This window comes from Enterococcus sp. C46, from assembly GCF_040887565.1.
Classification (GTDB): domain Bacteria; phylum Bacillota; class Bacilli; order Lactobacillales; family Enterococcaceae; genus Enterococcus_B; species Enterococcus_B lactis.
On sequence record NZ_JBFOGA010000001.1, the window covers coordinates 359,343 to 383,096 of the forward strand.

Genomic DNA, 23,754 nt, shown 5'->3' on the forward strand with positions numbered 1-23,754 from the left:
TGCATCACACCCCTTGCAATATATAACCAACATTACGTAAAGTTTTGATTTCTTTATCTAGTCCAGTACTGCGTAGATGTTTCCGTAAATTGCTCATGTAAACTTCAACAACTGTAATCGTCGTATCAGAATCAAATCCCCAGATCCGATCAAATATCTGCTCTTTTGTCAAAATGATTCCTTTATTTTGTAAAAAATAAACGAGTAATTCAAACTCTTTTCCTTGTATGGGCAAAACTTGTTCTTTGTACAATACTTCATTACTTTTTAGATCACAACTGATATCCTTATACTTCAGAATGTTTTCATCAAAGAGACCAAGCGATCGTTTCAATAATGCTTTCACGCGCATGATCAATTCTTCTCGATAGAACGGTTTTGTCAGATAATCATCTGCACCACGTTCAAATCCTTCAATCTTATCTTCCAAACTATCTTTTGCTGTCAAAATCAATACAGGAGTCTGTATTTTTTCTTTCCGTAACTTTGCTAGGACTTCATAACCATTCATTTCCGGCATCATCAAATCCAAGATTGCAAGGTCATAAACACCGCTTTCCAACTCAAACAGTCCTTCACTACCGTTATAAACTTGTGTTATCTCGCCAATTGTTGTGAGTATTTCTTTTATATTATTGGATAATACCTTATCGTCTTCTATTACTAACAGTTTGATCATTTTCCCACCTCATTCATTTGGTCACTTTAGTTTAACATGGATAGCATAAAATTAGCTTAAATAATCAAAGAATCCACTTATCTATTAAATTAAGGAGAATTTAAGTTTGTTTACATAGACTCGTTGTTATAATCACCAAACAGTAAAGGGGAGAAAACATGAAACTAAAAAAAGTATTTCAAAGAAAAGAAAACAAATATTTATTGACCGAACAGCAATTTCCTCTTTTTTTCGAGCAACTTGAAAAAAAGATGGCAATAGACGAATACGGGCTCCATACAATCATGTCTCTGTATTATGATACAAAAGATTTTCAGTTTATTCAGCATTCGATGGATAAACCAATATACAAAGAAAAATTCAGAGTAAGAAGCTACGGAATCCCTAGCGAAGAGAGTACTATATTCTTGGAAATCAAAAAGAAAGTAAATGGGATTGTCTATAAAAGAAGGCTGCCTGTGGATTACTCAACATACGAATGTTGGTTGAAAAGTAAAGATTTTTATTTAAGAAACAACGTAGACAGTAATCAAATCAACGAAGAGATCTTTTGGTTGTTCAAGCAGCACCCAGATTTGACTCCACAAGTATTGATCTCTTATGACAGAATATCTTTGTTCACTAACGAAGAAGTAGAATTCCGAGTGACCTTTGATCAGAAAATTCGTTTTCGAAATACCTGTCTTGATTTAAAAAAAGGAAGTGGCGGACAGCTAGTTGCTCCTGAACTTGGTGTGCTAATGGAAGTAAAGGCAATGGGGGCTTATCCTTTATGGTTTGTTGAACTGTTAAATAAATTTACAGTACGAAAAAGCAGTTTCTCAAAATATGCAGAAACGTACAAAAGACATCTATTTGTTCAACATAAGGAGGAAGAAATCCATGCTATCTAGTCTGTTTGAATCAGGAACAACCATTCAGTTTACCGATTTGCTTTTGTGTATCATTGTCTCATTAGTTTTAGGATTATTAGTTGCATTTATCCATATGCAGCGAAATGTTTATACTAAAAGCTTCGTCGTAACTTTAGCTGTTTTACCGGTGCTTGTTCAATCTGTCATTATGCTAGTTAATGGTAACCTTGGCACTGGTTTAGCAGTAGTAGGCGCCTTCAGCTTAATTCGTTTCCGCTCTGTTGCAGGTGGTTCTCGTGAAATTACCAGTATTTTTTGGTCAATGGGTATCGGGATCGCTACTGGAATGGGATACGTAGTTTATGTTGTGTTATTTTCTGTTATTGTAGCTTTATTTTTAATGTTTCTATATTTATCACCTTTTGGAGGCAGAGAAAAAATTGCCGAACGAGAATTAAAAATAACAATACCAGAGGATTTAGATTACCCAGAATTATTTACAGATATATTTGAAGAATATACTTATACCAATCATTTATCTTCTGTGAGAACAACAACAATGGGAAGTTTGTATGAACTACGCTATGTTATTCTGATGAAAGATCAAGGAAAAGAAAAAGAATTGATTGATCGAGTTCGTGTTAGGAATGGAAATCTGCCTGTCGTATTAGGAAAAGTCGCTACAAATCGCGATGAATTGTAACATTGAAAGGTGAGTATACTAAATGAAAAAAACAATTTATACAATGCTCCTTGCAAGCTTGTTTCTTGCTTCTTGTTCACAATCATCATCTAGCAACAAAACGAGTAATACCGAAACAGGTAACTCATCGTCTCAAACAAGTAATAGTACATCGGAAGAGTTAGCTAATTACTATGGGAAGTACGAGGAAGAAGATTTATCAACAGACTACGATGAGACCTCAGAAACAAAAATAACGTTAGATGAAGAACCGGTTATCAATGGAAACGGAGCAACAGCCGAGGGAGAAACAGTAACGATCTCAGAAGAAGGAACATATGTCCTCAGTGGAACGCTTTCTGATGGCCAGCTCATTATCAATGCGCCGAAAGAAGCAAAAATCCATTTGATCTTTAACGGTGTCTCTATTACTAATACAAGCGGATCAGCCGTCAATATCCAGCAAGCAGAGAAAGTGATCCTAACATTAGCTGACAATAAAACGAACAATCTAAAAGATGGTGAAAATTATTCTTTTACTGAAAATGAAACAGAACCCGACGCAACATTATACAGCAAAGAAGATTTAACGATTAATGGAACCGGCACGTTAAAAGTCAATGGAAATTATAGCAATGGAATCAGGAGCAAAGATGATCTTGTACTCGTTTCAGGAACATATGAAGTTACTGCCAAAAACAATGCTATCAAAGGAAAAGATTCTGTTTCTATTCGAAACGGGAATTATAACTTGAATACAACAGAAGGGGACGCTATCCAAGCAAACAATACAGAAGATGAAACAAAAGGATACGTAGCAATTGATGGTGGTACTTTTGAAATTAGTAGCGGAAGAGATGGTATCCAAGCAGAAACAAATACAACTTTACAAAACGCTGAGATGACAATCAAAACTGCAGATGGGGCAAATAGTCAAACTATAAATACAAATGAAAGTTACAAAGGAATCAAAGCTGGAAATCAAGTAAAAATAAGCAGTGGGACCTACTCCATAGACAGTGCTGATGACAGCATCCATTCCAATAACACTTTTGAACTTACTGGCGGTACAATTACAGCTAAAACGGGAGACGATGGTATCCACGCAGATAATGAATTGACAATCAGTGCAGGTATTGTTGACATCCAACAGTCTTACGAAGGAATAGAATCAGCTGTTATTAACTTCAAAGACGGACAAACAAAAATAGCAGCCAGTGATGACGGAGTAAATGCCGGTGGAGGAAATGACACAAGTCAGGAAAATGGAAAATTTGGTGCTGATTCATTTGGCGGAGCTCCAGATGAATCAGATGACAGCAAACAAATAACGATTAGCGGAGGGACTCTGTCAGTTAATTCTGAAGGAGATGGATTAGATAGTAACGGAAATATCACCATGTCTGGCGGAACAGTTACTGTTGATGGACCGACAAATGGCGGAAACGGCGCATTGGATTATGGAGGAACATATGATGTATCCGGTGGCTCACTGGTAGCTGCGGGTGCAAGTGGGATGGCGCAAACAGTTAGCGATTCTTCTACACAAGGTACCATTGCAATCACGTTTGATTCGGTTCAATCAGCTAGTACTTTGATAAGCATCAAAAATAGCAGCGGTGATACTGTGGTCACATATCAACCCGCAAAAGATTATCAAACAATTGTTATTTCTACAAAAGAATTGATCACTGGAGATACTTACTCGATTGTCAGTGGTGGTACTGCAAATACAGAACCACAAAATGGGTTATTTGATACCGGATCAGAAACAACCGGAACTGAGCTTGGTTCATTTACACTCTCAGAAAACACAGCAAGTGTCTCACAGTCAGGTGAAACTATTTCAATGAATCAGATGGCGGGACCTGGGGGAAGATAATAAGTAAAATGATCCTAACATTATGAATCAACAAAAGATGTTTCACAAACAGATAATTATGATTGAAAATGAAAGAATAACTATTGATATACTTTCGCCATAAATCTCGTTGGATTGCTGAAGGTATACAATAAAAAGAAACAGCTATGTCTATTTGTCCTGATATTTTTATCAGGATAGTAGAGTATACATAGCTGTTTTTTGATTGTTTATAGTTCAAATAAGCGGATCAGTTCTTCTTCATTTGCGAATGACACACTATCATCAATCAACATATAAGGAACATGGGTATTCGGAATTGGTTGATTCGTGACGATCAGGTCATACTCAAGAAGATTGTACTTCGAAAGTTGATCTTCAGTGATAGCAGTTGTTTCAGAGTGAATCTTATGCACAGCAAGAACATCACTGACATATTTTTCAATGTATCGACTATGTCGAAGACTTAAGTCACTGACGATTAGTATTTTTTTATCTGAAGTATAATGGTGTATTTCAGGATTACCGATAAGCATCCAAAATATATAGCTAGATAAATAACAAATCAAATTTCGATTCAGTAGGGTGGAATAAAATTGAAGTTCTGCACGAAATCCAGCATATAGACGTATATGGCGATGTTGCATCTGTTCTGCAAAGTAAGTGGCGCGAATCGTCAAATGAGTCGTGTCGTATGGGAAGATACGTGAGAAAAAATAAATTTGAGTTAAGAGTCGAACAACAAATTCTTCGTTTTTTTCTTTGCAATCAGCAGATGAAAATGAACAGTAGGATATATTTCTTCGTATTTGTTCACTGATTTCATTTTTTTCTTTCTCCGAAAATTCCGAAAAAATCGTATTGACAAAATAGTTCACTACTTTTATATAGCTGCTGTACTTCAATTTCCCTAAAAGATTTTTCAAGATCAAAAAGTCTTTTTTATCGATATTTATCAACTGTACATAAGAGTCTCCAGCTTTCCATTCGAATGGATTTCCTTGTGATTCCCGCATAAGATGCACAACAAAATACATAATAAAGAAAGATTGCTCATAAGGACTTTCTTCCTGAAACAAATTCAACTGACAATTATTCTTGACCATAATTTCTTTGATCTTCTTTTTTTCGATTGGAAATGGCAACGTGCGTCTTCCGTAGTAACTTAAAAAGAAAAAGGTGACAAAGATACGCAGCTAGAGCTCACTTTTCAGGCTAGTCAACTGAAACCCTTGATCGACGATTACTTTTAATAAATAGCTTTCTAAAATTTGATTGCATTGTTTCAACTTACGCGTAAAAGAAGAATGACTAATCGAGATTTTTTCACAATAATACTCGATCGTTTTGCCCGGATTGACAATGATTTCATTTAATAGACGACTATTTGTAGAACTTTGTGACATTTCCATCAGAACATTTAAATAAGCTGGTACATTCAAATGTTCAAGACGATACCCCAATTTTTGTGAAGATTGAATCGTTATATCCGTTCCCCAGCGGATTTTGATCTCTTCGATATACCTTACAAATGTAGATTCTGAACTACCAATTCGTTTGGCAAGTTCTTTTTTAGTCATCCACTTGTCAGAAATGGACAGAATTCGAATGATTTTTTCCATCTTTCTATAGTTTCCTTCCAACAACCTGATCATATGTTTTTCTCCCTCAACCCTTTTCTTTCAATGAAACGCTCAATAATCGAAGGAATCAACTTCATAAATGAAACCAATTGGTATGAAAATTGGTGTGATTCCCTTTAGCGCCCTTCATATAATAATTATCATATTAAAATAAATAAAATTATGTAACGCCTGTTTATTTTAATAATTTTCACTATTCACGTCAAAACAGAAAAAAAGAAAAAGGAGGGGAAAAATGACGACCACAGGGAAGAAGCTGAAAGTTGTTTTTGTGCTGATATTATTGAGTTTATCGAACATCCTGCCTGTAACTGCAATAGCAGAAGCTGCAGATAATCCAACAATGTTAGAAATCATTTCAGCTGAAATCACTTCAGATCAATCTGGGAAAAAAGCACTGAACGTCAAACTAAATGCGAATAACAACAGTACAAAAAAGGTAGAGAAGGAAATTGGTCTAGTTGAGAATTACTTAAGTGATGTGGAAAGAAAGGAAGGAGATGGCTATGCTTATCAGGTAAAAAGCGGGAAAACCATGCTGGAAATCTCACCAAATACTAAACAAACGATCAATCTAAGTCTTCCAATCGATCCAACACTTTATCATAGCCAGACAAATAAGCTGATCGTCGATAATAAAGAGTATGACATTACTGATGCGAAAGAACACAAGAAAGAGACAGAAGTGTCAACATCAAATACAGACGAAACAAAAGAAGGAGTATCAGAAGAAAATGAAAATTCTGTCAGCCCCTTTACATTGCCTAGATTGTCTTTGCCGGCTGTGACTGTTTCAACTAACCAGACGATTTCTACAGAGTATACGACAGATGATCAAGGCACTTATCCTAAAGCCAATTGGCAACCTACAGGAAATACAAATGTTCTTGATCACCAAGGTAATAAAAATGGATCAAATCAATGGGATGGGATAAATTCTTGGGATGGAGATCCTAATGATCGGACTCATTCGTATATCGAATACGGGGGAACAGGCAAACAAGTACACGACATTCAAACTCATTGATACTCATGACGCTGCTTTGACATTTGATCATGAAACTTCAGGAACGTATGCGTATGTCTTGTATGATGGGGATAAAGAAATCGATCCAACAAATTATTCTGTCACTGAACAAACAAACGGATTCACGGTTTCAGTTGATCCGAATTATATTCCTTCACTCACTCCTGGTGGTACGCTGAAATTTGTTTACTATATGTATTTGAACGAAAAAGCAGATCCAACAAAAGGGTTTTCTAACCAAGCAAATGTCGATAACGGACATACAAATGATCAAACACCACCGTCAGTCGATGTCGTTACTGGCGGCAAACGATTTGTCAAAGTAGATGGTGATGTTGCATCAGATCAAACACTTGCTGGAGCAGAATTCGTCGTTCGTGATCAAGAGAGTGACACAGCCAACTATTTGTCGATCGACCCATCTACAAAAGCCGTCAACTGGGTTTCGACGAAAGAATCAGCAACAGTTTTTACAACCACAAACAACGGTTTAGTTGATGTGACAGGTCTCAAATACGGCACGTACTATCTGGAAGAAACGAAAGCACCAGAAAATTATGTTCCATTGGCAAACCGCGTAGCATTTACTGTCGATGAACAATCTTACGCAACAGCAGGACAGTTGATTTCTCCTGAAAAAATACCAAATAAACACAAAGGTACACTTCCTTCAACAGGTGGTAAGGGAATCTATCTTTATATTGGTGCAGGAGTGATCCTTCTATTGATTGCTGGATTGTACTTTGCTAGACGCAAGCATAGTCAGATTTAATCTTTGTACATGAATTGGAAAGAGGAGCAGTGGCTTACGCAATTGCTCCTTTTTCTTTTATTAACAACTAGTCAGCACAAGGAGAACACAAATGAAACAAAAGAAAAGGAACTATCTAGACCTGCTAATGATTCTTCTGCTTCTGTCAGGGATAGGCGTCTTGGCTTATCCATTCGTTAGCGATGCGCTGAATAACTACCTAGATCAGCAAATCATCTCTCATTATCAGCAACAAGCAGTAAAAGAAAATAAAGCAGTCATGGCCAAAATCCAAAAAGACATGACAAAGAAAAACCAGCAATTAGCAAAAAAAGGAGGAAATCCCGGTGTCGATCCCTTTACTAAGAAAAAGGAACCAGTGAAAATGGACAAAACCTATTTTGAAAAACATACGATCGGCGTTCTGACGATTCCTGAAATCAATGTCCATTTACCGATTTTTGACGAAACAAATACCGTGCTGCTAGAAAAAGGCGCTTCGTTATTGGAAGGGACATCTTATCCTACTGGGGGAGAAAGTACGCATGCCGTTATTTCCAGTCATCGGGGACTGCCTCAAGCAAAGTTGTTCACTGACTTGCCAAAACTGACTTTCGGTGATTCTTTCTATATCGAGATCAACGGACAGACACTTGCTTATCAAGTCGATCAGATAAAGACGGTAGAACCAACTGATACAAAAGACCTGAGAATCGAAAAAGGGAAGGATTTCGTGACACTACTGACTTGTACACCTTATATGATCAACAGTCATCGCTTACTTGTCAGAGGGCATCGCATTCCTTATCATGCAAAAAAAGTACAGAAAGAAGTACAGAAAGTATCTGAGAACAAACGTTTCTTCCTGTACGGATTGATAGCTATAAGTATACTGATTTTTCTGTTTCTTATTTATCTTTTTCGGCAGACATTTAAAATAAGAAACAGAAGGTAACTGTGTCTCTTTTCTATGATAGATATATTCAAATCAATGCGTAAACAAATAGACTGGCTGAAGTTTGAAAAAGAAAACTTCAGCCAGTCTATATTTATAACGATATCAAAGAAAGCTTATCTCAATTTTTCCGATATTCTTTAAGAAGGCCTTTTTGCATCAATTCTTGTTTGTTTTTCAAGTTGCGGATATTCTCTTCAAAATTTTGAGAATATATCACTGAGAATAACGTATTTAATACGTAATCGAAGGCAATTTGAGAGGAGAAAGTCGCTACTTTAGCAAAATCATATTCCTCCTGCGATATAACAAGACACATATCAGCCTGTTTGGCCATTTCTGAATGCTGATTTCCGGTAATCAATAATGTTGGAGCTCCTACATGCTTTAGATAGGTCATTATCCGTTCATAATGATGAATACGACCGCTGTAGCTAATAAAAACTGCGCAATCCTTGCTAGTCAAATTGGCTGCATTCCAAGAAGAATCGCTATATTCTTCGGCCAAGATCAAAAATTTATTCAACTTGACCATTTTATTCTGGAACTTCCTTGCCGTGATTTGGGAATCACCTTTTGCAAAAAGAAAAATTCGCTGTGCGTTGTTCAATACTTTACTGATGTTTTCCAAATCTTGATGCTCGATCTGCAATTGCGCTTTTTTTATTGACTGGATCGACAAATCTGCCATTTTCTTTGCAATTTGCTGTGTGTTATCTTCACTTGAAAAAGGAAAATTAGGATCAATCGTTTGATTAAACTGGGCAATCAATTGATGAACTTCCCGTCCTAGTTCGAAACGAAATTCTTTAAATCCGCTGAAGCCCATTTTTTTGCATAAACGAATGATAGCTGAATGGGAAGTATACGTAGCTTTTGCTAATTCTTCAATCGTCATGTAGACTGTGGCTTCGATATTCCTCCGAATATAATCAGCGATCCGTTTCTCTGTCGTGGTAAACAACTCTTGTTTGGTTAATTTTTCTTCAATAAGCATGATCTGACCTCCAAATTCTATCTTACTGATAAATGCTTGGTTCCGCCACTCTCTTTTTGATTTTTTACCTTACTTTGAACATAAATTTCACCAAACCAAATGATAACAAATGTTTTTCTGAACTTTTTTGCCAGAATATCTATTATAGACACTTTCTATATTTTTCTAAGATATACTGAAAACAACAATAAAAGGAGGCACAAATCATGCTTACAATCGCTTATCTCGGCAATGGAAAGAGTACAAATCGCTATCATTTGCCATTTTCAAGAAAACTTACGGACAAAATCAATATCAAAAAAATTTTTTCCCCATCTAAACCAGTGTGGGAAACATTTGAAGACGTCGAATATACCGATCAGTTGTCTGATCTTTGGAATGATCCTGAGATCCAATTAGTTGTCATTACTACACCAAGTCAATTTCATTATGAATATGGAAAAATGGCACTTGAACATGGAAAGAATGTATTGGTAGAAAAACCTTTTGCAGAAACCTCAAAGGAAGCAGAAGAGTTATTTGCATTAGCAAAAGAAAAAGGGCTATTTATCCAATGTTACCAAAACAGACGGTTCGATTCTGACTTCTTGACAGTCCAAAAAGTAATCGAAAGCGGGAAATTAGGGGATATTTTAGAAGTAGAAATGCATTACGATTATTTCAGACCGGAAGTACCAGAAAATACACATGAATTTTCTACTGCAAACAGCTATTTATATGGACATGCTTGTCATACAGTAGACCAAGTTCTTTCTTATTTCGGCGAACCAGATGATATCCTCTATGATGTTCGTCAACTATTAGGGAAAGGACGAATGAATGATTACTTCGATTTGGACTTTTTCTACGGAAACATGAAAATTTCGATAAAATCCAGTTATTTCCGTATAAAAGAACGTCCAAGTTTTGTCGTTTATGGAAAAAAGGGGATGTTCGTGAAACAAACGAAAGATCGGCAAGAAGAACATCTTAAAATGTTTTATATGCCTGATCATGAAGACTTTGGGATCGACTTGCCCGAACACTACGGTGTATTGACTTATATAGATGAACAAGGGGATTATCATGAAGAAAAAGTGATTTCCGAGGTCGGTGATTATAGTCGCGTCTACGAAGGCATTTACGAGACATTAGTCAATGGCGCTGAAAAAGTCATTAAAGATGAAGAAACAATCTTACAGATGAAAATTTTGGAAGAAGGAATCAAAGACATTCAAGAATCAGAAAATAAAAGATGAAAACATGACATATTTGTAAGAATCGGGTTTGTTTTTTGACGCACAAACTGTCTTATTGTACGATGAAAAAGTATAGAATTACTAGGAGGAACCAATATGACAAATTATGATGGTGAAAAACACAAACGATTAAGAGGTTCAATGGCCCCTAAAACGGAAGATGAAGTAGCTTTAGCAGGTACTAATTCTGGTGAAACAGAAGATAAAGAAGAATCATTAGCTGGTACAAACTCCGGTGAAACAGAAAACAAAGAAACAGCTTTATCTGGTTCAAATTCCGTAGAAGAAGAATCAGAATCTAACGAACCTAATCACCTCGAAAAAGATATCGAAAAAGCGGTTGAAGAGGTCAAAGAAAAATTTGAAGAACTGACTTCAAAAAATAAACACGATCATCATTAATTCATAAAAGCAGGGAGCCATTTGGTCACCTGCTTTTTTTATGTAACTCGATAGAGGTCGTTTAGTACAGTCGTAAAAAAAATCTAACTGTAAGTTGTACCAAACAATCCTCGCTTTAAAAGCGGTATCATACTAGAATACAAATAGGAGGTGAACAGCGCTGTGAATTACAAAATTAGTTATCTCCTGAAAACACCCAGAGAAATCAGTCTAGAAAAAGCAGCCGAGATCATCGAAGTAAATATAGACGAGGCAATTAACCAACTAGCTCCCTTTGCCGAATATATGGATGAGACCCATATCCGTCTGAAAAAATTTCGAGCGATCGACTGGGCAGAAAAATACGTGAATATCACTCGCTTTGAAGCGGTGTACACCGAACAAGAGCGTAGAGATCTTCTTTATTTGATGGTCTATTCGAATACCATACCTATTTCTGTATTTCATTTTCAAGACTTTCTTCAGGTTTCTAAAGGAACAGTCCTATCGGATATCAAAAAAGTAAGAAAGGAATTAGAAGGGGAAGAATGTCAGCTGACATATACTAGAAAAGCAGGCTTTAGGCTACTGGGGGCAGAAGTAATATTGAGAAAGGAAGCAAAAAATCGCACCGCTCGTTTAATGCAATCGCTTGCTGGAAGATTTGGTCTCACGTATTTAAACGCAATGCTTTCTCTTGATTGTTATGCAAAAGCTAGAGATTTGTTAGATAACACAATCTCTCTATCAGATCTACGCTTTGCACCCAATCGAATGGATGAGTTAGCGTATTATTTAAGTTTGACCACTAATCGAATGGGGAAAATATCTGTAGAAAAGGTAAAAGATGCTGAACTTTTAGCTTCTCTTGCAATCAATGACATCAGTCGACATGTATTGACTGGCTTAGGCTATTCCGAACATCTAGAGTCAGAGATTCTATTTTTCTCTCTTTGCTTAGCCTCCATTGTTGAAGGAGATATCCAGGAGCCTGCGCTTGATTTTTTGCTGGAATGTTCTTCAGAAGTCATCCATCGCATGGAATTCCTGATGGCCATAGAATTTGATTCATTTCGTGAATTATTGATGAATGTCTTTTATCACTTGGTACCTGCCTATTTTCGTATTTCTTATTCTTTTTACTTGCCTAATGTGATGATTGATCAAATCAAACATCAATATGCTACCATCTATGAAATGACAAGAAAAGCATTGCGTCCGTTAGAAAAACGGATAGGGAAGAGCATCCCTGAAGAAGAGGTTGGTTTTTTCACTATACTATTCGGCGGAGAAATAAGAAAAGTAGATGAAGAAGAAAGAAACAGAAAAATAAGAGCCGTGATCGTCTGTCCAAGTGGCATTAGCTCTTCATTGATCTTAAAAAGCGAACTTCAGCAATTATTCCCGATGATCCTTTTTACAGAGACCAATTCAGCTGATCGCTTGCACGAGGTTGATGAAACTTCTTACGATATTGTTTTTTCTACTGTGCCTCTCACGCTTACGAATAAGAAAAAGTCACTGTATGTCCTACAACCAATCATGACTGACTTGGAAAAAAACCAGCTGATCAATCAAGTACAAAGAGATTGGCTGATACCAGGATTCTCCATGCCTTCTGCTCAAGAATTGCTAGCTGCGCTACTTCCATATATCGAATTAAAAGAAGGTGTAGATGAAGAAAAGCTCTATCAAGTCTTAAATCGTAAAATGAACAAACTTTTAGAAAAGAAGGAGGATCAACGTCCTATGCTATCTGAATTATTAACAGAAGAAATGATCCAATTATCCGATCAACCAAAAAAATGGCAAGAAGCAATCACACTTGCCGCACAGCCACTATTATTAAAGAACAAAATAGAGAAGAGTTATATCAAAGCGATGATTGAACGTGTGGAGCAGTATGGTGCGTTTATCCACATCGGCGACCACATCGCACTGCCGCATGCTCGTCCGGAAGACGGCGTAAACGAAGTAGGGATGTCTTTGCTGAAACTTCAACAACCAGTTGATCTAATCGATGATCCTGCTCACCCCATCAGCTTATTTATCTGTTTAGCCGCTATCGATAACGAGGCACATCTTCGAGCGTTGGCAAATTTAACCAAGCTGCTTTCTAATAAACAAAATCTTCAACAGCTATTACAAGCCTCAACAAAAGAAGAAATACTAGCAATCATAAAAAAGGGAGACGAATAACATGAAAATTTTTGCAGTGTGTCAAAGTGGATTAGGAACAAGTTTTATGGTAGAGATGAACATCAAACAAGCTCTTGCAGATCTTGGAGCAGATGTGGACGATTTCGAAGTAAGTCATACGGATGTTGGGAGTGTATCTAGCGATATGGCGGATTATTTCTTCATTGAACATTCTTTGAAAGATACACTTACTTCTATACCGGATGAAAAACTTGTGCCGTTGCAATCGATCATCGATAGTGATGAAGTAAAAGAAAAAGTAGAACAGATTTTGTCAAAAGAATAAAAATGATTCAAGGGAGGAAATATCAATGGATAAATTGTTGAATTTGTTTGTTTCAATCGTCAGTCAGCCCTCCATCCTCGTTTCTCTGATTGCACTGCTTGGGCTTGTTCTGCAAAAAAAGAAATTTTCAGAAGTGATCCAAGGAACCATTAAAACATTTGTCGGGTTCTTAGTATTGATTGGCGGTGCTGGGCTGATCAGTAATTCATTAACCCCTTTCGCTTCGATGTTCCAAACGGCTCTGCATACCCAAGGTGTAGTTCCAAGTAATGAAGCAGTAGTGGCGATTGCTTTACAACAATTCGGGACACCTACTGCCTTGATCATGCTAGTAGGGATGATCGTGAATATTCTACTTGCTCGATTCACAAGATATAAATTTATTTTTCTTACAGGTCAAGCGATGCTTTATGTTTCTTGTCTGACAGCAGTCATTTTAGTAAGCGCTGGATTTACTGCAAACGTGTGGATGATCTTATTAGGAGGGATTTTTGAAGGAACACTATTAACTATTACGCCCGCACTTTGTCAACCATTCATGAAAAACATTACTGGGAACAACCAAGTTGCGCTAGGACATACCGGCAATATCGGTTACGCGTCTAGCGGGTGGATCGGTAAGTTCTTTGGAAATAAAGACCGCTCTACGGAGGACATAAAGATTCCTAAAAGTTTCAGTTTTTTGCGAGATTCTACTGTATCGATCATGCTCTTGATGTCAATCGTATATGTCGCACTTGCCTTATTAGCAGGTCCTGGATTTGTTGAAAGAGAATTAAGCAATGGAGATAATGCTGTAATCTTTGCATTGATCCAAGCTGGAACATTTACAGCAGGGTTTGTTATCGTCCTTCAAGGGGTTCGGATGGTGTTGGCAGAAATCGTTCCAGCATTCCAAGGAATCGCTAAAAAACTTGTACCTGATTCTAAACCAGCGTTAGATGTCCCTATCGTTTTTCCATATGCACCTAATGCTGTATTGATTGGCTTTTTTGTCAGCTTCTTTGTAGGAACACTATCGATGTTTGCCATGATAGGCTTACAGACTACAGTTATCATCCCTGGAGTAGTTGGCCATTTCTTCTGCGGAGCTGCTTCTGGTGTTTTCGGCAACTCGACTGGCGGTAGAAGAGGGGCGGTATTAGGTTCTGCTTTCAATAGCTTATTGATTAGTTGGTTGCCATTATTTATCCTTCCGGTATTAGGAGATCTTAAAATCGCTTCTTCTACATTTGCCGATACTGATTATCTAGTACCAGGACTTGTACTTGGGAAACTAGGAGAATACGGTCAAATGGCATTGACAGTCGGAATCATCGCTTTCTTTTTACTTGTCGTATTATCTAGCTTTCTTTTTGCCGGAAAAAGAACAAACATTGTTTCTAAAGAACAGAATTAAGCAAGTTTCAAAATAAAAACTGCTTGGACAATATCAGAAGACGATCGAATGTTTTCTGATATGTCGCAAGCAGTTTTTTGTTTTATGCATTTATTATTGAATGGCTTGTTAAGACAAGTGGCTGTTTTGCTAGAAGAGGATAACTTTTACCATTCATTTTCACTGTTCCGCCTGTTCTATCAGAAGTAATCACGATCTTATCTTCTGTTTTTTCCAGCGAAATCATTCCATCTTTGATAGGTAGCGTACAATTCAGTGTTTCAAATGAATCTAGATTAGGTTGTATCATAAATTCTTCATAACCTGGCTTTGTTGGATACAAACCGATAAAATAGTGTCCTAAAAGATAGATTGGGCTTGCTCCCCATGCGTGGCATAAGCTTTTTCCATAAGGATCTCCGTACATACTGTACTTTTCATTTCCTGTTTGAGTAGGGTCGTATTCTTCCCAGAAAGTTACCGCATCATGAGATAACATCCCTCCCCAATAATCAAGAATCGTTTGGTAGACGATTTCCGTCTGTCCGAGTTTGCATAAGGCATCTTGTTCATAGAATTTAAAATAGGGGGTAGTGATCTGTGTGATAGTATCATTCAATAAGACATTCTTTAAAATCGATTGCTGTTGTTCTTTGTTAGCAAAATCGAATAAAACAGCGAAAATATTCGCATGACGCGTCACATTTCTTTTCCCAGATTCATAGCAATCGATAAAAGCGCCAAGTTCTTCATCCCAAAAGTAGTCAAATAGGTTTTGTTTCAATACCTGATATTTTTCTTGATAGAGATCAGTAGGATAAATTTCAGCCTCTCCATATGTTTCAGCTAAGATATCTCCGCAAGTGATCATAGAGTGGTAGGCTTTCAGTAATAGGACTTGTTCTGCAGCAAGCGTTCCTTCTTTATCCATTTCAGACCAATCAATAAAGATCCAATCTTTTTCTCTTCCATAAATAAACCCTAATTCATTCGTTTGTTCCATCAAGTACCTCATCAAGGATTGCATCTTAGGATAGACAATGCGTAAAAATTCGCGGTCTTTCGTCATCATATAGTGGTTTTCGATGCCAATCAGCCATAAGATCGAATAGTCGACAATCGTATTCATATGTTGCTTGATTTCATTTTGTCCTCTTAATGCGAATATCGTTCGCTTATTGATTTCCTCGTCAAAGAAAAGATATTGATTGATCATGAATGATTGATACGCATCTCCAGACCAAATCCAGCGATTTCGTTTGATACCGTCGATAAAAAACAAATCACTACATAACTTGAAAGTTTCTTCTGATACTGACCAGATCTGATCCAATAAAGAAGAATCGCTTGAAAAAGTAGCTTGTTTCGAAAGAGATAAAAATTCATGAAAAACTTGAAGTTGAACCATTCCAGTAGAAACCTCTGGTATAAACAAATAGCGAAAAGCGCGTTTACGAGCTTTCATTTTTCTTGTCATTCCAATTTGTTTATAGTAACAATACTCGATATCCATAGCTTCTACATCGGACTCTCCATAACATAGAGTGATGGATTCGATAGGATCGTCCAGAGACATTAGTTCTACACAGCCATTCACTGCTCGTCCAAAATCGAATAAGACTCCTCCATTAACTTCCCTTTCAGTAACTGGATGGACACATTCTTTTTGATAATAGATTTGATTTGGATCTTTAGCGATATCGACATAGAGTGGACTCCAACCAGCTGGGTATTCTTCAATAAAGTTGCTTGCTGTCCAGCCGATATCTGATTTTATTTCATCTCCCTCGATAAACATCGCTGGTAGCCCAGATGTATGTCCAACGAAGATCCGGATTTTTACTTTGCCAGCCGGACAAGTCAGCCATTTTCCAGATGGATGCTTTTCCCCATTAATTTCTACGTACCCAACTCCTTGGATCGTCACTTTGAACATGGAAGGATGATCAAGAAAGTAATATCTCTTAAACTTGACGTTCCGATGACAATCATCCATGTACCAGTACGCCGGCCAGTCGAAACCTCGTTCTTCTCGTTGGAAATTTTGTAGCAGTCCATGGCGGATCTCAAAGTCTCCAGGATACCAAAGCCATCTATTTTGTGATTTTTCATTTGTCATTTTGCGCGACCTCCATCAAAATTATTTTGTTGTCAATTGTTCTTTTATTTCTTCATCTACTCTTATTACTGACTTTCTATTCGTCCTGTATACCACTAGAACGCTAACAAGCGCGCTAATCAACAGCAAGATACTGCCATTAACGAAAACAGCAAGTGTCTTACTTCCAAGAGAAACAAAAGAGAGGAAAAGCAAACCATATGGTGCAATGAAAGTGCCTAAATTAGCGCCAACTAGTAAGATCGAGGTATTGAAATTCTCCGCATGCTTAGGCGCTTGGATGCTCACTTGGTTGAATAAATAAGGAATGAATAACGAAAAAGAAATCCCAGTTAAAATCGCGCCAAATCCAATCACATACAGATTCATGGCACTGGCAATCAATACAAAGCCAATACCCATCAGTAGTAAAGAAAGAGTAAGCATATAACGATATGCTTTTGCCTGAAGCCAGCCAAAACAAACTCCGGCGGCCATACTTGCCAACTGCATGATGGTCAAGATATTCGCTGCATTGGTTTCGTCTCCTAGAGAATAGGTCGTCAAGACTGTGGCTAATTTGATTGAGACAGCGTTATATATCACGATGATCAGTAAGAGAAAAATACCATAACTAATCATTTGGGGATTTGTTTTGATTACTTGTCTTGCTGAAGCTGTGCCTTGTACTTGAATCTTAGTTGTTTCAGGTCTAGGAACAAACAAAACAAACAAGATTAAAATAGGTAAGCTGATGGCGCAGACTAAAAAAGTATATTGCCAGCCGAACTGTACTAGTTGTCCTGCAACAAATGTCATTAGAGCTGCACCAAATCCCTGAAATGCACTTTGAAAACCAATCATAGATGCACGTTCATCTCCGTGATAAAAGGCAGCAATCATGCTGACTGCCAAAGAATTGATCAATCCGAAGCCAATGCCTAGCCCAGCTCGTGAAGCTAAGACGATACTGTAACTTTGCGAGAAGAGGGGGAGGACACCACAAATCGATGCAATCACTAACCCGATGATCACAGTCTGTTTTTGTCCGATTCTCCTAGCAATAAAACTACTAAACAAAACGAAAATAGTGACCATAAAAGATGGAGCAGTCGTTAATAATTCAACAGCAGATAAAGAACGCGTGGCATAAGTAGCTGACATACTGGGAATCGCTGATGTGACCGCACCAGCAGAAGTCAAAATAAGAGAGACTGACAGTAGAGAAAATTTCATCATTTTTTTATTCATACACATATTCCTTTCACTTTTTGTAAGCGCTTATCAAAAATATAGTATGAAGTAGCTCTTCACTCAATAGCGGAACCACAGGAAATTCATGTCCCAACCATAGAAAGTCTTTGTGAAACCCAAAATAGCTTTGCATATAATTGCAGTACAGCGTAAACTAATAAGCGAAAGAAACTGCTTACAAGAAGGAGGAAGTCAATTGGAACTAGCTGAATTAGACACTTTTTTGCGTAATGAAGAATCAATCGAAACTCTGCAGCGTGAACAAGGAAAGAATGTCAATGACTTAAACTTAGCTTATCATCTTCAGACACCACCAAAAATCCACCGAGGAGATTTATTTCAAAACGGAAATATTCATATCAGTAAACACCGTCGATATGCGGAAGTTCCTGAGCATACACATGATTTTGTTGAGATCAATTATATGTATAGCGGAAGATGTTCACAGGTCATCAATGGGGAAAGGGTGGATATGGAAGAAAGTGACGTGGTAATCATTGATAAAGAAGCTACTCAAAGAATTGAATACACAGGGCAAGAGGATATTTTAATCAACATCTTATTAAAGGAAGAGACCTTATCTACAGAAATATTGAACCATTTGGCAAGCACCAATAATCTGCTTTCTTCTTTTTTGATCAATGCAGCAAAAGAAAAGGGAGAACATACGCAATTCATTCATTTTCATGGCGGAAAAGCGAGTCGTTTGACGCATTTGATTGAAAATATGCTGTTGATTTATTTTGATACATACAGTCATAAAATCCGTTCACTAAACCTATATATATCACTACTACTAATCGAATTGACTCATTTATTAGAACAGCAAACCTTTTCGTCAGCAGATGGATACGCAGAAAACGAGATGCTTGGTATATTGGATTATATCGATAAGCATTTTACTTCTTGTACGTTAAAAGAAACAGCGGCTCATTTTGGCTACAATCCGGTCTACCTTAGTAATAAATTGAAAATGTATTTTGATGCTTCTTTTCAAGAATTGGTTCTACAAAAAAAATTTGACTTTGCATTGGAATTGATTCAAGAAACGAGTTTTTCGTTGGAAGAGATTGCTAATCGCATCGGATATAAACAAACCACTTCTTTATTCAAATTATTCAAAAAGTATTCAACATGTACGCCCAATGAATGGAGAAACCCCCGATAAGAAGAACAGTCTGACATGTAAAAAACAGATAAGACTATTCAAAGTCTTACCCGCGTATTAACTAAACTCAATCAAGAGAAGCAGGAAAAAGTTGATGGCACTATATAGGAGATAAGTTGCTATAAATAGATGTTTTAGTAGTGGCTGTTTCCACTTGTGCCTTCTCTTCATTTGATAAATACTCACTAGTAAGCATACAGTGATGATAGATACGCTGATCTTTCTAATTTGGAAGATTAGCGTCCAGAGATGGGAATCCATTATTAATTGGATACGTGGCAGAAAAAAATAGAGGACACTCAAAAAGACATACTTTATCCAAGATGAACCATTGGACTTATTCTTAATAATATTCACTCATTTCAATAGGTTAGTCAGACAGATAGGCTTTTGTTTGGTACATATCATAAGGTATATCCGATACTAGTGTACTCATTTCTTATCTTCCAATAAACATATAGAAGGAACAGTTTTTTCATAAATAAGAAAAAGCAGTTCCTTTTTTAAACTTCTTTTATTGTATCCTTTAGATAATGTGATTGAAGAAGGGAGGAGGAGATGAAAATGGTAAAGGCTTGGTTGAGTGGTTTAGCTGCTTACAGCGTTGTTGGACAAACTGATTTATTTTCTGCGTTCGCTATGTATTTGTCTAAGTATCGTTTTGTATTATTAGGTGCTCTTTTTTTCGTGATTCTATTAACTGTTTTGTTGAGCAAAAAGATGTCCGCAAGTTCAAGTACGAAGAGTAAAGCACCTAGTAATAAGGGTTTTCAGAAGCAGCAGCAATATAAAAACTATCGTAAGTGATATTTTCTATCTCTTTAAAGAAATCAAAGGATGATACGGCAATTATTTACTATTTACAATGAGGTGAAGCATGGGAAATTTTGCATTTATCATAACTTTTTTAAGCGAATTTGCTGTCTTAGCACAAAATGAAGGAACTGGTATTTTTGCCACCTTCGTTGCTATGTATCTCATCCGATACGGATTATCCACTTTTTTTGCCGTCTATCTGTTCATTTTTATCGTCAAACAGTTCTATGAATATCTAAAAGGCACCAGTATACGAAAAAACAAACGCCGATTTAAAAGACAGTTAGCTGCATCCTATAAAATACAAAAGAAAACGATCCAAGAAAATTATGAAAAAGGATTGACTGATACGGACAAAGTAAAGAAAAACGTTTATAACAAAACAAAACTTTAGATGTGACAATGAGGGAGCAGAGCAAATGGATATAGGGATTGCAATCGTAAATGAAGGGATATTGATTTTAGGTGCGATTGGCTTTTTATTATGGTTAATTATTTTTGGCTTGGTTTTATTTTCAGTTCTAAAGCGTACAAGGAAAAAGTATAGCTTTGATAAAGGTGGAGCTAAAGTAGCTCCATTAGTGATAGCGTTAGTACTTTTAGTTGTGTTGGCAGGGTACATGGGTGTAATCGTTTATCAGTTATCTGTTGTACGTATTTAGGAATTCGTTTCCATCAAAAATTATAATAACAGCTATTATAATTAACATATTGATAAAATGAATAAACAAGACTATAATTTCCATGAAAGTAACAAATAGTTATGAAAAAGGAGCTGTTTATTCATGAAAAAAACAAGTCGTAAAGTAGTAATCGTCGGTACAGGTTTTGTTGGAACAAGTATCGCTTATGCAATGATCAACCAAGGAATCTCTAATGAATTAGTCTTGATCGATGTGAACCAAGAAAAAGCAGAAGGGGAAGCACTGGATCTTTTAGATGGTATGGCTTGGGGCGATGAAAACGTTGCTGTATGGTCAGGCGGTTATGAAGAATGCAAAGATGCAGATATCGTTGTTGTCACAGCTGGTATCAACCAAAAACCTGGTCAATCTCGTTTAGATTTAGTTAAGACAAATGCGTCAATCATGCGCCAAATCGTCAAAGAAATCATGGGATCAGGATTCGACGGAATTATCGTTGTTGCTTCAAATCCAGTAGATATTTTGACATATATCGCTTGGAACGAATCAGGCCTGCCAACATCACGTGTTATCGGTACTGGTACAACATTGGATACAACTCGTTTCCGTAAAGAAATCGCATTGAAATTAAAAGTAGACCCACGTAGCGTTCACGGCTATATCTTAGGTGAACATGGTGATTCAGAAGTTGCTGCATGGTCACATACAACTGTTGGTGGTAAACCAGTTTTTGAAATCGTAGAAAAAGATCATCGTATCGCAAAAGACGAATTAGATGTAATTGCTGATAAAGTTCGTAATGCTGCTTATGAGATCATTGATCGTAAAAAAGCAACTTATTATGGTATTGGTATGAGTACTGCACGTATCGTAAAAGCTATCTTGAATAACGAACAAGCTGTATTGCCTGTATCTGCTTACTTAACTGGTGAATACAACGAAAAAGATATCTTTACAGGTGTGCCATCAATCGTTGACGAAAATGGTGTTCGTGAAGTTGTTGAATTATCCATCAACGAAGAAGAAAAAGCAATGTTCAGCAAATCAACAAGTGCTTTAAGAGAAGTATTGAACACTGTATTATAAGAAATAATGAGTAAGAACTAAAAAGTCAAAAACTGCTTAACAGATATTTCAGCTGTTAAGCAGTTTTTTTATTGATATCTATAGGTAAGCAAATAAACGGAATGATTATAATCGATTCGGTCGAAAATGATCCATACGTATGAAATGTAATCTGCTGATTAAATAATCGAATCGATATCAGTGACAACTAAAACTTAAGTAAATGATTTATCTATGTGATTAAAAATCCTTCAGTGATGGCAAACATAAATACAGTGAGTCGTAATCTGGATTAACTGTATAAAGAAAATGGTTTTTATCATTTAATTAAACGTTAAAAAAGAAGAAAAACTACAAAATTTTTTTATAATTTTGCACAAGTAGATTTTGATGGAAAAATGACGATTTTTGATAAAAAACCGTTCGAGAGAGGTTTATTATTTTTTAAATCTACTTCGTATAATATATATTATGTAAACTAAAATATATAAAAAATCAATCCACTAGTTCTAAACCACTATTTCCTACTCTTCACACTTTTGTATTCCTTTTAAATCAATTATTTCAAAATTAATCCATATTTTTATGAAAAAACTATTTTGTATGAACAACCATACAAAAAATCAGCATATTCTTTAATGACATGCTGATCGAATGGAGAAATAAATTTTTTTAATTCGTTCATTTTATTGCGGTTTGTCGTAAATAATTGGTTATCTTGGACTTCAGTGAATCGAAATCCAATGAACTAGTGGTAATCATTATAATAAAATCAACAGCTTCTTGACGAGAAAAAGCAACTGAACAATTATTCAATTGAAGAAACAACAGCATGGCAACAAGAGCAGTTCGTTTATTACCATTATGAAAAGGATGTTTTTTAGCTAAATTAATTGCTAAAATTGCCGCTTTTTCATAGACTTCGGGATAGAGTTCTTGATTAAATACTGCTTGTGAAGGCTGTTTAACTGCCATATCTAATGCATTGGCATCTTTTATACCAATCATTTCGCCTGGTGAGTAACGTAAAATAACTTTTGCGTTGATTTTGATAATTTCTTTAGTCGAAAGATACCTCATAAATCAACCAAATCTTTTAACGCGTCTTCATATTGATTCATGATCGAATCAACTAATAAATCAATATCAGGTTCTTCTTGTGCTTTGATCATTCGTACAGAACCATCAGATTGAAAAACATAACTGATTGCGTCACCCGTCTGCACACCCATGAATTCTTTTACTTCTGGTGGGATAGTTGTTACATCGCTATTGCCGGATTTTCTAATTTTATACTTTTTCATTTTTTTCATATTTCGCCACCCTCTATATTCTATATCATTCTATAGTAAGTACATTATATCTAAGTATATACATTTAATCAATGTATATACTATTGATTTACTTTTTCTTACGGAAAAACGAAAAAGAAAAAAGTTAAAAGAGTTTGTGACATGACTTTTGTCACAAACTCTCGTATTTTTAACCAAAATATTGATGGAATACTTGTGTAATAACTGGTAGGAAATAAATAATGATCATAGCCCCTACCACCATCAACAATTGTTTACGCTGTTTCTTTCGCTTCAACATGCTTGTCGTTTTATGAAAAAAATAAGTAGCGCTTTTAGCTCCTGCAGTCAAAGTCGATAAAATCAGCGTTGGTGAATATGCTGTTTGATTGTGCGTCAATGACAGCAACTTCGTCCCGTAATCAGGATACTTGAGAAATGCTTGGTACACAGCCACAATCGTGATTGCTCCCATAAGATAATTTA

At 36.4% G+C, this 23,754-nt stretch carries 23 protein-coding genes and 2 pseudogenes; 16 read left to right on the forward strand and 9 right to left on the reverse strand.

What is annotated here, in order from left to right; genetic code table 11:
* Nucleotides 1–4 precede the first annotated feature (4 nt).
* Nucleotides 5–679 (reverse strand): response regulator transcription factor, encoded by a 675-nt coding sequence (locus tag AB3I27_RS01785; RefSeq protein WP_002309252.1) that lies wholly within the window; start codon nucleotides 677–679, stop codon nucleotides 5–7.
* A gap of 158 nt (nucleotides 680–837) precedes the next feature.
* Between AB3I27_RS01785 and AB3I27_RS01790 the strand changes: the two genes are divergently transcribed.
* Genes AB3I27_RS01790 through AB3I27_RS01800 form a run of 3 tightly spaced genes read left to right on the forward strand, consistent with a single transcriptional unit; the run spans nucleotide 838 to nucleotide 4,097 of the window.
* Nucleotides 838–1,572 (forward strand): polyphosphate polymerase domain-containing protein, encoded by a 735-nt coding sequence (locus AB3I27_RS01790; RefSeq protein WP_104760151.1) that lies wholly within the window; start codon nucleotides 838–840, stop codon nucleotides 1,570–1,572.
* Nucleotides 1,562–2,236 carry a DUF4956 domain-containing protein gene (locus AB3I27_RS01795; protein WP_104760150.1) on the forward strand — a complete coding sequence of 225 codons (675 nt, stop codon included), beginning with the start codon at nucleotides 1,562–1,564 and terminating at the stop codon, nucleotides 2,234–2,236. The genes AB3I27_RS01790 and AB3I27_RS01795 overlap by 11 nt, the downstream gene beginning before the upstream one ends.
* Nucleotides 2,237–2,258: 22 nt before the next feature.
* Nucleotides 2,259–4,097, forward strand: a complete 1,839-nt coding sequence (locus tag AB3I27_RS01800) for a carbohydrate-binding domain-containing protein (RefSeq protein ID WP_104760149.1) — start codon at nucleotides 2,259–2,261, stop codon at nucleotides 4,095–4,097.
* A 209-nt stretch (nucleotides 4,098–4,306) separates the two neighbouring features.
* Here the strand turns inward: AB3I27_RS01800 and AB3I27_RS01805 are convergent, their stop codons facing one another.
* Complete coding sequence (locus AB3I27_RS01805) at nucleotides 4,307–5,113, reverse strand: M protein trans-acting positive regulator (RefSeq protein WP_033643585.1); 807 nt, start codon at nucleotides 5,111–5,113, stop codon at nucleotides 4,307–4,309.
* Nucleotides 5,114–5,272: 159 nt separating this feature from the next.
* Complete coding sequence (locus AB3I27_RS01810) at nucleotides 5,273–5,731, reverse strand: helix-turn-helix domain-containing protein (protein ID WP_021463329.1); 459 nt, start codon at nucleotides 5,729–5,731, stop codon at nucleotides 5,273–5,275.
* Between the two features lie 223 nt (nucleotides 5,732–5,954).
* Between AB3I27_RS01810 and AB3I27_RS01815 the strand changes: the two are divergent.
* The 3 genes and pseudogenes from AB3I27_RS01815 to AB3I27_RS01825 all read left to right on the forward strand — a co-directional run.
* Nucleotides 5,955–6,716 (forward strand): annotated as a pseudogene (locus tag AB3I27_RS01815) (VWA domain-containing protein); the annotation flags it as partial.
* Nucleotide 6,717: 1 nt separating this feature from the next.
* Nucleotides 6,718–7,518, forward strand: a pseudogene (locus AB3I27_RS01820) (SpaH/EbpB family LPXTG-anchored major pilin); the annotation flags it as partial.
* 91 nt (nucleotides 7,519–7,609) lie between these two features.
* Nucleotides 7,610–8,452, forward strand: a complete 843-nt coding sequence (locus AB3I27_RS01825; protein ID WP_104760147.1) for a class C sortase — start codon at nucleotides 7,610–7,612, stop codon at nucleotides 8,450–8,452.
* Between the two features lie 121 nt (nucleotides 8,453–8,573).
* Here the strand turns inward: AB3I27_RS01825 and AB3I27_RS01830 are convergent, their stop codons facing one another.
* Nucleotides 8,574–9,449 carry a MurR/RpiR family transcriptional regulator gene (locus AB3I27_RS01830; protein ID WP_104760146.1) on the reverse strand — a complete coding sequence of 292 codons (876 nt, stop codon included), beginning with the start codon at nucleotides 9,447–9,449 and terminating at the stop codon, nucleotides 8,574–8,576.
* A gap of 206 nt (nucleotides 9,450–9,655) precedes the next feature.
* Between AB3I27_RS01830 and AB3I27_RS01835 the strand changes: the two genes are divergently transcribed.
* The 5 genes from AB3I27_RS01835 to AB3I27_RS01855 all read left to right on the forward strand — a co-directional run bounded on the left by AB3I27_RS01835 (nucleotide 9,656) and on the right by AB3I27_RS01855 (nucleotide 14,952).
* On the forward strand, nucleotides 9,656–10,687 hold the full coding sequence (locus AB3I27_RS01835) for a Gfo/Idh/MocA family oxidoreductase (protein ID WP_368022892.1): 1,032 nt from the start codon (nucleotides 9,656–9,658) through the stop codon (nucleotides 10,685–10,687).
* A 96-nt stretch (nucleotides 10,688–10,783) separates the two neighbouring features.
* On the forward strand, nucleotides 10,784–11,089 hold the full coding sequence (locus tag AB3I27_RS01840; RefSeq protein ID WP_002313766.1) for a hypothetical protein: 306 nt from the start codon (nucleotides 10,784–10,786) through the stop codon (nucleotides 11,087–11,089).
* A gap of 162 nt (nucleotides 11,090–11,251) precedes the next feature.
* Nucleotides 11,252–13,267, forward strand: a complete 2,016-nt coding sequence (locus tag AB3I27_RS01845) for a PTS sugar transporter subunit IIA (protein ID WP_002309269.1) — start codon at nucleotides 11,252–11,254, stop codon at nucleotides 13,265–13,267.
* Between the two features lies 1 nt (nucleotide 13,268).
* A complete protein-coding gene (locus AB3I27_RS01850) occupies nucleotides 13,269–13,553 on the forward strand; it encodes a PTS sugar transporter subunit IIB (protein ID WP_002309270.1) in 285 nt (94 codons plus the stop codon).
* A gap of 25 nt (nucleotides 13,554–13,578) precedes the next feature.
* Nucleotides 13,579–14,952 carry a PTS ascorbate transporter subunit IIC gene (locus tag AB3I27_RS01855; RefSeq protein ID WP_002313768.1) on the forward strand — a complete coding sequence of 458 codons (1,374 nt, stop codon included), beginning with the start codon at nucleotides 13,579–13,581 and terminating at the stop codon, nucleotides 14,950–14,952.
* An 82-nt stretch (nucleotides 14,953–15,034) separates the two neighbouring features.
* Here AB3I27_RS01855 and AB3I27_RS01860 read toward each other — a convergent pair whose 3' ends face one another.
* Together AB3I27_RS01860 and AB3I27_RS01865 are read right to left on the reverse strand one after the other, a co-directional pair.
* Nucleotides 15,035–17,050, reverse strand: a complete 2,016-nt coding sequence (locus AB3I27_RS01860; RefSeq protein ID WP_104760144.1) for a family 78 glycoside hydrolase catalytic domain — start codon at nucleotides 17,048–17,050, stop codon at nucleotides 15,035–15,037.
* Nucleotides 17,051–17,071: 21 nt separating this feature from the next.
* On the reverse strand, nucleotides 17,072–18,286 hold the full coding sequence (locus tag AB3I27_RS01865; RefSeq protein WP_174131771.1) for an MFS transporter: 1,215 nt from the start codon (nucleotides 18,284–18,286) through the stop codon (nucleotides 17,072–17,074).
* A 220-nt stretch (nucleotides 18,287–18,506) separates the two neighbouring features.
* Here AB3I27_RS01865 and AB3I27_RS01870 point away from each other — a divergent pair, with 220 nt between their 5' ends.
* The 5 genes from AB3I27_RS01870 to AB3I27_RS01890 all read left to right on the forward strand — a co-directional run bounded on the left by AB3I27_RS01870 (nucleotide 18,507) and on the right by AB3I27_RS01890 (nucleotide 21,997).
* Nucleotides 18,507–19,451: an AraC family transcriptional regulator gene (locus AB3I27_RS01870; RefSeq protein WP_025477050.1), complete on the forward strand. Its 945-nt coding sequence runs from the start codon at nucleotides 18,507–18,509 to the stop codon at nucleotides 19,449–19,451.
* A 564-nt stretch (nucleotides 19,452–20,015) separates the two neighbouring features.
* Complete coding sequence (locus AB3I27_RS01875; protein WP_002345094.1) at nucleotides 20,016–20,258, forward strand: hypothetical protein; 243 nt, start codon at nucleotides 20,016–20,018, stop codon at nucleotides 20,256–20,258.
* A 70-nt stretch (nucleotides 20,259–20,328) separates the two neighbouring features.
* Complete coding sequence (locus AB3I27_RS01880) at nucleotides 20,329–20,661, forward strand: hypothetical protein (protein ID WP_002309277.1); 333 nt, start codon at nucleotides 20,329–20,331, stop codon at nucleotides 20,659–20,661.
* A 25-nt stretch (nucleotides 20,662–20,686) separates the two neighbouring features.
* Nucleotides 20,687–20,929, forward strand: coding sequence for a hypothetical protein (locus AB3I27_RS01885; protein WP_002309278.1), 243 nt, complete (start codon nucleotides 20,687–20,689; stop codon nucleotides 20,927–20,929).
* A gap of 123 nt (nucleotides 20,930–21,052) precedes the next feature.
* Nucleotides 21,053–21,997, forward strand: coding sequence for an L-lactate dehydrogenase (locus AB3I27_RS01890; protein WP_002309279.1), 945 nt, complete (start codon nucleotides 21,053–21,055; stop codon nucleotides 21,995–21,997).
* A 660-nt stretch (nucleotides 21,998–22,657) separates the two neighbouring features.
* Here AB3I27_RS01890 and AB3I27_RS01895 read toward each other — a convergent pair.
* From AB3I27_RS01895 to AB3I27_RS01905, 3 genes are all read right to left on the reverse strand, one after another.
* Nucleotides 22,658–23,056, reverse strand: a complete 399-nt coding sequence (locus AB3I27_RS01895) for a type II toxin-antitoxin system death-on-curing family toxin (protein WP_002329191.1) — start codon at nucleotides 23,054–23,056, stop codon at nucleotides 22,658–22,660.
* Nucleotides 23,053–23,289 (reverse strand): AbrB/MazE/SpoVT family DNA-binding domain-containing protein, encoded by a 237-nt coding sequence (locus AB3I27_RS01900; RefSeq protein WP_002309281.1) that lies wholly within the window; start codon nucleotides 23,287–23,289, stop codon nucleotides 23,053–23,055. The genes AB3I27_RS01895 and AB3I27_RS01900 overlap by 4 nt, the downstream gene beginning before the upstream one ends.
* Before the next feature lie 169 nt (nucleotides 23,290–23,458).
* Nucleotides 23,459–23,743: a hypothetical protein gene (locus tag AB3I27_RS01905; RefSeq protein ID WP_002313773.1), complete on the reverse strand. Its 285-nt coding sequence runs from the start codon at nucleotides 23,741–23,743 to the stop codon at nucleotides 23,459–23,461.
* Nucleotides 23,744–23,754: the final 11 nt, after the last annotated feature.